The following is a 10,405-nucleotide window of genomic DNA, read 5'->3' on the forward strand; positions in this document are numbered from 1 at the left end:
GCGCGTGACGGTATGACGATGGTCGTCGTCACACATGAGATGGGCTTCGCCCGTTCGGCCGCCAACCGCGTCGTCTTCATGGCCGACGGCCGCATTGTCGAAGAGGCTGTGCCGGACCAGTTCTTCAGCAACCCGCGCAGCGACCGGGCGAAGGACTTCCTTTCGAAGATCCTGCACCACTGACGACCCGCGTCACCCGCACCGACGCTTCGCACATCTTCACCACGCAAAGGATGTTCACCATGAAGCTCCGCAAGGTCACCGCCGCCTCGGCCGCCGTCCTCGTGCTCGCCCTCACGGCCACGGCGTGCGGCTCGGACGACAAGGACAGCGACAGTGCTGACACCGGTTCCGGCTCCGGCGACAAGAAGCAGATCTCGATCGGCATCAAGTTCGACCAGCCGGGCATCGGCCAGAAGACGCCGAACGGATACGAGGGCTTCGACGTCGACGTCGCGACGTACGTAGCCAAGGAACTCGGCTACAGCGAAGACCAGATCCAGTGGAAAGAGGCGAAGAGCGCCGACCGCGAGACCATGCTCCAGCGTGGTGACGTCGACTTCATCGCCGCCTCTTACTCGATCAACGACGAGCGCGACGCGAAGGTCGACTTCGCCGGCCCGTACCTCCTGGCCCACCAGGACGTCCTGATCCGCTCCGACGACGACTCGATCAAGACGCCGGAGGACCTCAACAGCAAGAAGCTGTGTTCGGTGACGGGCTCGACCTCGGCGCAGAACGTCAAGGACAAGCTCGCCCCCAAGGCCCAGCTGCAGGAGTACCCGACGTACTCGGCATGCCTGACCGGTGTGCAGAGCGGCGCCATCGACGCGCTCACCACGGATGACTCGATCCTCGCCGGTTACGCCTCGCAGCCGAACTTCAAGGGCAAGTTCAAGCTCGGCGGCTTCAAGATGACCAACGAGAACTACGGCATCGGCGTCAAGACCGGCAGCGACCTCACGGCCAAGATCAACACCGCTCTCGAGAAGATGGTCGCCGACAAGGCCTGGGACAAGGCCGTGGCGGACAACCTCGGTCCGGCGGGATACAAGAACGAGCCCGCCCCGAAGATCGGCAACATCGTCAAGTGAAGCGGGACCTGACCTGACTGGTGCGCCGTCCTCCGGGGCGGCGCACCAGTCAGGACGGCCCCTCCCCACACGCGGAAGCGCGGGAGATCGTGTTCGACTTTCTTGAAGGTTACGACCTGTGGGAAGCCTTCTGGACGACGGTGCAGTTGACCGTCCTCTCCGCCGTCGGCTCCCTGATCTGGGGAACGCTGCTGGCCGCCATGCGCGTCGGCCCGGTGCCTCTGATGCGCGGTTTCGGTACCGCCTACGTCAACATCGTGCGGAACATCCCGCTCACCGTGATCATTCTGTTCACGTCACTCGGCCTCAACCAGACGTTCGGGATCTCCCTCGGCTCGGATCAGACCAACACCACCAATTTCCGGCTCGCGGTGCTCGGTCTGATCATGTACACCGCAGCGTTCGTGTGTGAGGCGCTGCGGTCCGGCATCAACACGGTGCCCGTCGGCCAGGCCGAGGCGGCGCGCGCCATCGGCCTGAACTTCACGCAGGTGCTGACGCTGGTCGTGCTGCCGCAGGCGTTCCGCTCGGTCGTCGGCCCGCTGGCGAACGTCCTGATCGCGTTGACGAAGAACACCACGGTGGCCGCCGCGATCGGCGTCGCCGAGGCGGCACTGCTGATGAAGGAGATGATCGAGAACGAGGCGCAGCTCATCGCGATCTCCGCGGTCTTCGCGTTCGGATTCGTGTGTCTGACGCTGCCGACCGGTCTGTTCTTCGGCTGGCTGAGCAAGAAGGTGGCGGTGAAGCGATGAGTTCGGTCCTCTATGACGCCCAGGGGCCGCGGGCCAAGCGGCGGAACATCGTGTTCTCCGTGGTGTTCTTCGCCGCCCTCGCCGCGGTGCTGTGGTGGATGTACAGCAAGCTCGACGAGAAGGGCCAGCTCCAGTGGGCGCTGTGGAAGCCCTTCCTCACTGGAACCGAAGCCTGGAACACGTACCTCTGGCCGGGTCTGCAGAACACCCTCAAGGCCGCGGCACTCTCCATGGTCATCGCGCTGCCGCTCGGCGCGGTCCTGGGTATCGCCCGACTGTCCGACCACGCCTGGGTGCGTGTCCCGGCCGGCGCCGTGGTGGAGTTCTTCCGGGCCATCCCTGTGCTGGTTCTCATGATCTTCGGCCTCGCCCTGTTCTCCGAGTACACGAACGTCAGCACGGACGACCGCCCGCTGTACGCGGTCGTCACCGGCCTGGTGCTCTACAACGCCTCGGTCCTCGCCGAGATCGTCCGGGCCGGAATCCTGTCGCTGCCCAAGGGACAGTCCGAGGCCGCGATGGCCGTCGGCCTGCGCAAGAACCAGGTCATGCGGTTCATCCTGCTGCCGCAGGCGGTCACGGCGATGCTGCCGGCGATCGTCAGCCAGCTCGTGGTGATCGTGAAGGACACGGCGCTCGGCGGCGCCGTCCTCACCTTCCCCGAGCTGCTCGCGTCGACCAGCTCGATGATCGGCTACTACGGCAACACCATCGCCAGCTTCACGGTGGTAGCCGCAATCTTCATCGCGCTCAACTTCGCCCTCACGAGCTTCGCGAGCTGGCTGGAGGGCCGCCTGCGCCGCGGCAAGAAGTCCACCGGCGCGGTACTCGGGGCGGACGCGGTCGCAGAGCTCAGCGCACCCGGTGAACACGTGGACGTCACCCACGACGTCGACAAGAAGGGTCCGTGAACGGCCCGCGCACACCGAAGAACTGACGAGATGTGAGCAACCGGAGGCAGTGGCGTGGTCGCCACTGCCTCCGTCACTTGACGCAAGCACCGGCAGTGGGTTGCATACGTTCTGTGATCGTGCACCCCGCTCCACCTGTCACTCCCGGTAAGACACTCAGGACACCGCTCCGGGCAGGGGGCGCCACGCCGTGGACCCGGTGATCATCGTCGGAGCGGGGCCCGTCGGACTCACGCTCGCCCTGGCGCTCGCGCGTCAGGAAGTCCCCTCCGTCGTTCTGGACGAAGGCCCCGGCACCGACGAACAGCGGCCCGCGCGAACCGTCGTACTGCGCGAGGACACCGCCGCACTGGTCGAGCGGCTGACGGGCTTCCCGCTCACCGAGGCCGGGTTCCGTTGGGCCGGATGGCGGTCGATGCGGCGCAAGCAGGTGATGCGGCAGATCACGTTCGGCGACGACGAGCCCTCGCCGTCGCATCTTCCCCAGCACGTGCTGACCGCCGCCCTGAGGGAGGCGATCGCGGCCGAGCGCCTGGTCAAGGTCGCCTTGGAGAGCCGCCTCGACTCGATCGAGCAGGAGACGGCGGGGGTCACGGCGCACACCCGCGGCCCCAAGGGCACGTGGTGGCGCGGCAGCTACCTGGTCGGCTGCGACGGGCCGCGCTCGACGGTGCGCAAGCTCCAGGACATCCGCTTCCCAGGACGTACGGCCGTGGAGCGACACGCCGTCGCCGCGCTGCGTACGGAACTTCCGTGGGCCGGTGAGGCGTTGTTGCACCGGATGCCGCCGTGGCGGACGTCGGGCCCCTCGGCCGGAGAGGTGACCGCGCGTCCTCTCGCCGACGACGTGTGGCGCCTGGACTGGCTGCTGCCGCCTGGCAAGGACCTGGTCACGCCCGATCTGCTGGTGGCGCGCATCCGCGAGACCCTCGCGGGCTGGAGTGGTGGCTCCACTCCGCCGTACGAACTGCTCGACACCGGAGTCCACATCGTCCACCACCGGCTGGCCCGGCGGTGGCGGGCCGGCCGCGTCTTCCTCGCGGGCGACGCCGCTCATCTGCTGGGCGCACTCGGCGCGCAGGGCCTGGACGAGGGCCTGCGCGATGCCGACAACCTCGCGTGGAAGCTGGCCCTCGCCTGGCACCACGGCCCGCACGAGGCACTGCTCGACAGCTACCAGGTGGAGCGGCGCGCGGTCGTCGCCGCCCGGCTGCGCGCCGCCGACCAGGTATTGCCGGTACTGCGCGCAGGCGGCCTGCGGTCCGCCCTGCCCGGGTCCGCTCGCGGCCATGACACGTTACTCACGGACGGCCACCTGGGGCGCGGCCCGCTGGGTACGCCGGGGGCGTACGCCGATTCGCCGCTCGCGCCTCCACGCGCCGAGTCGTCGGTGGAGGTCGACACCGCGGTGGGTGCTCAGGTCGTCGACGTGCGGGTGACGGCGGAGGACGGTTCCTTCGTACGACTGCGGGAGCGGCTGGGTCGCGGGGCGCTTCTCGTGCTGCTGATCGCGCCGGGGACCGGGGTGTGGGAGCGGAAGCACTGGGTGACGGCCGGGATCATGCCGCGGCTCGCGGCCGCCGTGACGGCGCTGCCGCACCACGCCGAGCTGCTGGTCGCCGAGAGCTACCCGGGAGCGGCCGCGCACACGGTGCTGCTGATCCGCCCGGACGGACACCTGGTCACGGCGTTGAGCGGGGTGCGTCCGGCGGACCTGTACGAGGCGGCGGAGGCGGCTCTCGGCGGGCCCCGAGTCACGGCGGAGGCCACGGCGAACTCGTCCTGAACATGCCCTTCTGTCCGTACGGTGACACTGAGTTGACCGGTCTGCACCGTCATGGTGTACTCCGGATCGTGAACGACACCTGTGTGCGCCTGTGGCGGAGGGTCCATATGGACCTGGTCCGCTATGCGGGCTGCGTGTGTCGACCGTCCTGCTGAATTCGCATCACCTATTCCCCGAGCGCGCCGCCCGAGTGCAGCCGCGCGCTCCCCGCGAACGCTCATCAGGACGGTACCCGTGTCTGTGTCACCCTCTGTATCCGGTCTCTCCGCTCCGGCGCACACTCCCACCCAGGCGGACCTGCTCGCCTTCGTCCGGCGCACGGCCGCCGACGCAGAGCTGATCGCCTCGCTTCCGCTCGATCCCGAGGGCCGTACGTGGGTACGCCTCGAAGGTCCCGGCGGCAGCGAGGCCTGGCTCATCGGCTGGCCGCCCGGCACGGGCACCGGCTGGCACGACCACGCCGAGTCGGTCGGCGCCTTCCTCACCGCGGCGGGCGAGCTCAAGGAGAACTCGCTCACCGCACGGCTGCCCAGCGACGGCTGGAAGACCCTGGAACTCTCCGAGGACTTCGACCAGGAGCGGCGGTTGCCGACCGGCAAGGGCCGCGCCTTCGGCCGGCACCATGTGCACGAGGTGCTCAACGAGTCCACCGAGGCGCACGCCGTCTCCGTCCACGCCTACTACCCGCCCCTGCCGCGGATCCGCCGCTACAGCCGCAGCGGCCAGATCCTGCGCCTTGAGCAGGTCGAGCGCCCGGAAGACTGGCAGTGAGCGCTGAACGGCCCGCGGGTGGGCATATGTAGTGGTGGGGCCCCTCGAATTCGCCGTGTAAGGGGCCCTCACTATTGCGTACCGCCCCTTACTCCTCGCCCCTCACTCCCTGGCCGTTGCCACCGTGACAGGGCGGCCTTTGAGGGCCACGCGCCCCGGCAACGCGGAGGCGACGAGGGCGATCAGTCCGGCCCCCGCGACCACCGCGACGTACACCAGAGGTGTGATCGCCGGAGCCGCTCTGCCGGTCATGCCCACGCTGAAGGCCGTGAGGACGGCGAGCGCGATGCCGCTGCCGAGGGCCGTGGCCAGGAGCAGGACCGACAGCGCCTCGGTCCGCAGCATCCGCAGCACCTGGCGGCGGGTGGCGCCGGCGAGCCGGAGCATGGCGAACTCGCGGACGCGCTCGGAGACCGACATGGCGAGCGTGTTGCCGACTGCGATGGCGGTGAAGGCCAGGACGAGCCCCATGGCGAGATAGTTGACCTCGGCGTTCGCCTGCTGTCGCTCGGCTTGCAGCGAGTCGGCGGTGGCCGGCGAGACAACTCGGACACCCGGGAACTTCCGGACAGCGGCCGAGAGTTCTTCCTGTGAACGGGGGGTGGAAACGAGGACCGTCGCCGCCAGTGGATTGTCTACGTGGCGAGCGACCAGGTCGTGGGCCATGGTGAGGTCGCCGAAGCCGAGACCCTTGGCGTAGACCGCGGCGACGGTGAGGGTGGCGGGCGTGCCGTCGCCCAAGGTGAGCTTGAGCCTGCTGCCGGGCTTCAAGTGGAGCTGGTCCGCGGCGAGTTCGCTGACGGCGACGGTGTCGTTCGTGAGCTTCGCGAGGGAGCCCGCGGTGACGTCGGGGTCCCAGGTGCGGATGAGGCCGGCGGGTGTGACGCCCTGTGCCGCGTACTTGTCGAGCCCGACGCGGACGGTCGTGCGGACGACTTCGGTGGCGACGTCCTGGTCCGTACGCAGCTGCTGTGCGGCCTGCGCCGGGACGCCGGGGCCCTGTGCGGCGAGGACCCAGTCCGCGCGGATGCCCTCGCGGGCCTGGGAGCGGGCGGCGTCACCCAGGGTCGGCTGGACGAAGAGGACGGTGCAGGTCATACCGATGAGGAGAGTGAGCGGGGTGACGACGGAGGCCATGCGGGCGGCGTTGCCGCGCAGGTTGGCGGCGGCGAGCTTCCCGCCCGGTCCGCTGAGCCGCAGCGGAGTGCCCAGGATCGCCGCGGCCGCCCGCACCAGGAGCGGGCCGAGCAGCGCGACCGCCGAGGCGAGGACGACAACGGCCAGGAACGTCACGGGAGTCGAGGCCGGCTCGGTGCGCAGGACGCTGAGCAGAGCGACGAGGACCACGCCGCCGGCGAGCAGCACGAGCCCGGCGAGAATACGTCCCCACGCCGGCCGGGTGCGCTCGGTCCTGGCCTCGGCGAGCGCCTCGGCCGGGCGGATACGGGCGATGCGGCGGGAGGAGACACGGGCTGCCGCCCAGGCACCGAACAGGGTGGCGGCGACCGCGGCGAACACCGGGAACACGCCGGCTGTGTGCTGAAGAGTGGCCGGCACGGCACCCATGGCGACGAACCTGCCGTGCAGCCAGCCGCCCAATGGCAGCCCCGCGAGCGATCCGGCGACTCCGGCGGCCGCCCCGACGAGCAGTGCCTCCCGGCCGAGGAGTTTGCGGACCTGTCCTGGTGTGGCGGCGATGGCGCGCAGCAGGGCGAGTTCGCGGTGGCGCTGCTGTACGGAGAGTGCGAACGTGCCGACCACCACGAGTACGGCGACGAGCAGGGACGTACCGCCCATCGCGCCGCCCATGCTGACGAGCTTGACGCGTGCGGCGGCTGCGTCGAGGAACTCGACGGGGCCTCGCTCGTCGCCCGCGCTGATCTGCGCGGTGGTGCCGTGCAGTGCCTTGGCCACGGACCCTTTGAGGGTGGCCGGGTCCGTGCCCTTGGCCGGGACGACGCCGAAGGCCGTGACCTGGCCGGGGTGCGCGGCCAGCCTCCGGGCTTCCTCGGCGGAGAAGAAGAGCGAGGTCTGGTGGCGTATGCCGTCGCCGGCAGGCACCGCGATGCCGGTGATGCGGTAAGTACGCGGGCTCTGGGTGGACTGGACGGTGAGGCGGTCGCCGGGCTTGAGGTGGGCCCGGTCGGCAAGGAAGCGGTCGACGACCAGGTCGCTCGATGCCTGGGGCGGGGTCCCGTTGGTGAGGGTGTACGGGGTGAGGGCCGCGGAGTCCCAGGCGTGCCCGTAGGGGGTCCGGTCGCCTGTTCCGGTGGGCGTCAACGGTTCGGCGAGGAAGGTCAGTTCGGGGATGACGTGATCGGCACCGGGGACTTCACCGAGCCTCGTGCCGAGGGTTTCCGGCAGCCAGGCCCGCTCGGCGATCGGCTTGGCCTTGTGCTTGGTCTTCGTCTTGCCCTTCTTCTGCTTGACGATGGTCTGGTGGACGTTCTGGTCGGCGGAGACCACTACGGGGGTGGCGGCGTAGCGCTCGGTGGCTATGGTGCCGCGCAGACCGGTTTCGAGGAGGGTGCCGCAGGCGGTGATGAGGGCGGCCGCGCACATCAAGGCGAGGAAGGCGCCGAGGAAGCCGCCTTTGCGGTGCCGGACGGTCCGCAGGGCATAGCGCAGCATCATGAGGTCCCGGTCTCTCTTCCGTTGTCGGGCGCGGAGTCACGCGCGGAGTCGGCCTGGGGGTCGGTCTGCGTGGGGAACGCGAGGAACCGGGTGAGCACGGTGCGCGCGCCGGCCGGGGTGTCGGTCTCGGGGCGCTTGTAGCGGTTGAGGAGCGCGATGTACTCCTCGAAGAACTCGCGGAGTTCGGGCAGCGTCAGGCGGACCGTGCCGCGTGAGTACGGGAAGGCGTCGGCCCATGGGCCGTCCGCCGCGTCCCGCTGGAGCTGCTCGAAGAGTTCGAGGTCGGCGGCGTACGCGTGGTGGTTCAAGTCGTCCATGACGAGCCGCATTTCGGGGCTCTGGCGACTGCGCGGCGGGAAACGGCGATCTCCTGGGATGGCTCGCCACCAGCGTTCGCGGCCGTGTCCGGCGTCCCCGGTCTCCTCGACAAACCCGTACCGGGCGAGCTCGCGCAGGTGGTAGCTGGTGGCCCCCGTGTTGAGCCCGAGGGCCCGCGCGAGCGTCGCCGACGTGGCGGGACCGTGCACGGTGAGGTGCTGCAACATCCGCTGCCGCCGGGGCTGCGCGAGCGCTTTGAGTGCGGCGAGGTCGGAAAGCTCGATGGGAGCGGCGTGGGTGTCGGAGTGGCCCGCCGGGGCGAGGCGGGTCTCGGGGAGACCGGGAAGGTCGGTGGGAGTACCCGTGGGTGGCGACGGGGCGGTGGTGTCCTCCTCCGTTGCCGAGGGCTGTGTGGAGGAACTCCCTGCCTTCGCCGGCCTGTTGGCTGCGTGCGCCGCTTCCGTGGGCTCGCCGGGGGCGCGTCCCGCCCCTTCGATGTCGGGAAAGGTGCGTTCCACGTCCGCGGAGTCGGTTGCTCCGGGTTCCTGTGCCATGCGTACACAGTCGCCTGTGCACAGGTACCTGTGCACTGCGGTGGTCCGGCCTCTTGGGTGGGGGGTTAGCCCCACCTCCGGTCGTGGCAGTCACGGCAACGGAAGCTCCATGGAACGGAAGCTCCGCGATGGGAAGTTGTCGCTCACCGGGACCGGGATTCCCTGGTGATGGCGCCCCGGCCCGGGCCCCGAACGCGATGGGCGCCCCCGCGCGTCCACCGTGTCCAAGGCCCGGAGCCGCCTCAACCCCTCAGAGGTGAGTCGGGCCCCGCCCAGGACGAGAACCTTGTCCCGGCGAGGACGTCACTCGTCGCCGAGGAACTCCGTGTCCTCGCCCTCTTCCTCGAGCGCCTCCCGGACCAGTCTGAGGGCCATGCCCTCGGAGTAGCCCTTGCGGGCGAGCATGCCCGCGAGGCGCCGTATCCGCTTGTCGCGGTCGAGGCCGCGCGTGGAGCGCAGCTTGCGGGCAACGAGCTCGCGCGCGGTCGTCTCTTCCTGCTCGGAGTCGAGCTGTCCGACGGCCTCGTCGATCAGCGCGGAATCCACGCCCTTGGTCCGCAGCTCCCGCGCGAGCGCGCGCCGGGCCAGGCCCCGGCCGTGGTGCCGGGACTCCACCCAGGCGTCCGCGAAGGCACTGTCGTTGATCAGTCCGACCTCTTCGAAGCGGGACAGCACCGCGTCCGCCACGTCGTCCGGGATCTCGCGCTTGCGCAGTGCGTCCGCGAGCTGTTTCCGCGTGCGCGGGGTCCCGGTGAGCAGGCGCAGACAGATTGCCCGCGCCCGCTCAACCGGGTCCCCTGGGGGCTCCCCCTTCTCGGCCCTCGACGAGGAAGGGGGGCCTCCGTCCTGTGGGTCGCCGGACGACTCGCCGAAGCCGCGCCGTCGACCGCGGCTCCGTCCGCCACGGCCACCACCGCGCGGGGCGCCGCCGCCCGGCGTCCCGTCATCCCCGTACGGTCCGCCACCGTCGCCACGCCGACCGGCGCCACGACGCGAACCGCCACTCGGCGAGCCGTCGGCGTCCTGCGAACCGTCGCCGCGGTACGAATCGTCACCACGGCGCGGTCGGCCGTCCGGTCGCCCGTCGCCCTCCGACTCGCCGTACGCCCCGTCGGCGCCCCAGACCACCCCGGTGCCGTACGGCCCGTCACCGCCGTATTCCCGGTCCTTGTCTCCGGTGGGATCGATGTCGCCCCCGCGCCCCTGCCCTTCCGAGGCGGCGGGGTGGACGTAATCGGCCCAGTCGGTTCGTCGTGTCACGGACTTAGCTCTTGGCCGCCGCGGCCTTGGGCTTGACGGTCTTGGCCGCGGGAGCGGGGACCGTCTTCGCGACCTCGTCCGGAGCGGCCGAGACCGCCGCGTCCGCGCCCGGCTCGGCAGTCGGCTTCTCCGGCTTCACACCGACGCCCAGCTTCTCCAGGATCTTCTTCTCGATCTCGTTGGCGAGGTCGGGGTTGTCCTTGAGGAAGTTGCGCGCGTTCTCCTTGCCCTGGCCGAGCTGGTCGCCCTCGTACGTGTACCAGGCGCCGGCCTTGCGGACGAAGCCGTTCTCCACGCCCATGTCGATCAGGCCGCCCTCGCG

Annotated in this window: 9 protein-coding genes and 2 pseudogenes; 7 read left to right on the forward strand and 4 right to left on the reverse strand. The window is 70.1% G+C overall.

Features of this window, described 5'->3' with window-relative positions; genetic code table 11:
- The 7 genes and pseudogenes from AB0I18_RS50175 to AB0I18_RS50205 form a co-directional block, all read left to right on the forward strand.
- Positions 1 to 183: pseudogene (locus AB0I18_RS50175) on the forward strand (amino acid ABC transporter ATP-binding protein); the annotation flags it as partial.
- Positions 184 to 242: 59 nt separating this feature from the next.
- On the forward strand, positions 243 to 1,094 hold the full coding sequence (locus AB0I18_RS50180; protein WP_363112555.1) for a glutamate ABC transporter substrate-binding protein: 852 nt from the start codon (positions 243 to 245) through the stop codon (positions 1,092 to 1,094).
- Between the two features lie 89 nt (positions 1,095 to 1,183).
- A complete protein-coding gene (locus AB0I18_RS50185; RefSeq protein WP_363112556.1) occupies positions 1,184 to 1,849 on the forward strand; it encodes an amino acid ABC transporter permease in 666 nt (221 codons plus the stop codon).
- The gene (locus AB0I18_RS50190; RefSeq protein WP_363112557.1) at positions 1,846 to 2,760 is read left to right on the forward strand and encodes an amino acid ABC transporter permease; all 915 of its coding nucleotides are present in this window, start codon (positions 1,846 to 1,848) and stop codon (positions 2,758 to 2,760) included. Before AB0I18_RS50185 ends, AB0I18_RS50190 begins: the two co-directional genes overlap by 4 nt.
- A gap of 190 nt (positions 2,761 to 2,950) precedes the next feature.
- Positions 2,951 to 4,546, forward strand: coding sequence for an FAD-dependent monooxygenase (locus AB0I18_RS50195; RefSeq protein ID WP_363112558.1), 1,596 nt, complete (start codon positions 2,951 to 2,953; stop codon positions 4,544 to 4,546).
- 2 nt (positions 4,547 to 4,548) lie between these two features.
- A complete protein-coding gene (locus AB0I18_RS50200; RefSeq protein ID WP_363112559.1) occupies positions 4,549 to 4,701 on the forward strand; it encodes a putative leader peptide in 153 nt (50 codons plus the stop codon).
- 79 nt (positions 4,702 to 4,780) lie between these two features.
- Positions 4,781 to 5,317, forward strand: a complete 537-nt coding sequence (locus AB0I18_RS50205; RefSeq protein WP_363112560.1) for a cysteine dioxygenase — start codon at positions 4,781 to 4,783, stop codon at positions 5,315 to 5,317.
- 102 nt (positions 5,318 to 5,419) lie between these two features.
- On the opposite strand, the gene AB0I18_RS50210 is transcribed toward AB0I18_RS50205, so the two are convergent.
- The 4 genes and pseudogenes from AB0I18_RS50210 to AB0I18_RS50225 form a co-directional block, all read right to left on the reverse strand.
- Positions 5,420 to 7,951, reverse strand: coding sequence for an FtsX-like permease family protein (locus AB0I18_RS50210; protein WP_363112561.1), 2,532 nt, complete (start codon positions 7,949 to 7,951; stop codon positions 5,420 to 5,422).
- Positions 7,948 to 8,823 carry a helix-turn-helix domain-containing protein gene (locus AB0I18_RS50215; RefSeq protein WP_363112562.1) on the reverse strand — a complete coding sequence of 292 codons (876 nt, stop codon included), beginning with the start codon at positions 8,821 to 8,823 and terminating at the stop codon, positions 7,948 to 7,950. Before AB0I18_RS50215 ends, AB0I18_RS50210 begins: the two co-directional genes overlap by 4 nt.
- Before the next feature lie 303 nt (positions 8,824 to 9,126).
- Entirely contained in the window at positions 9,127 to 10,083 is a 957-nt protein-coding gene (gene recX, locus AB0I18_RS50220; protein WP_363112563.1) for a recombination regulator RecX, read from the reverse strand.
- Positions 10,084 to 10,087: 4 nt separating this feature from the next.
- Positions 10,088 to 10,405: pseudogene (locus tag AB0I18_RS50225) on the reverse strand (DNA recombination/repair protein RecA); the annotation flags it as partial.

The sequence above is a fragment of the Streptomyces sp. NPDC050704 genome (assembly GCF_040654355.1).
In the GTDB taxonomy this organism is placed as follows: Bacteria; Actinomycetota; Actinomycetes; order Streptomycetales; family Streptomycetaceae; genus Streptomyces.

What these genes read in the sequence shown, in the direction of transcription:
- AB0I18_RS50200 (WP_363112559.1), top strand. Translation starts at nt 4,549, where the DNA reads ATGCCCTTCTGTCCGTACGGTGACACTGAGTTGACCGGTCTGCACCGT.
- AB0I18_RS50190 (WP_363112557.1), top strand. Translation starts at nt 1,846, where the DNA reads ATGAGTTCGGTCCTCTATGACGCCCAGGGGCCGCGGGCCAAGCGGCGG.
- AB0I18_RS50210 (WP_363112561.1), bottom strand. Translation starts at nt 7,951, where the DNA reads ATGATGCTGCGCTATGCCCTGCGGACCGTCCGGCACCGCAAAGGCGGC.
- AB0I18_RS50215 (WP_363112562.1), bottom strand. Translation starts at nt 8,823, where the DNA reads ATGGCACAGGAACCCGGAGCAACCGACTCCGCGGACGTGGAACGCACC.
- AB0I18_RS50180 (WP_363112555.1), top strand. Translation starts at nt 243, where the DNA reads ATGAAGCTCCGCAAGGTCACCGCCGCCTCGGCCGCCGTCCTCGTGCTC.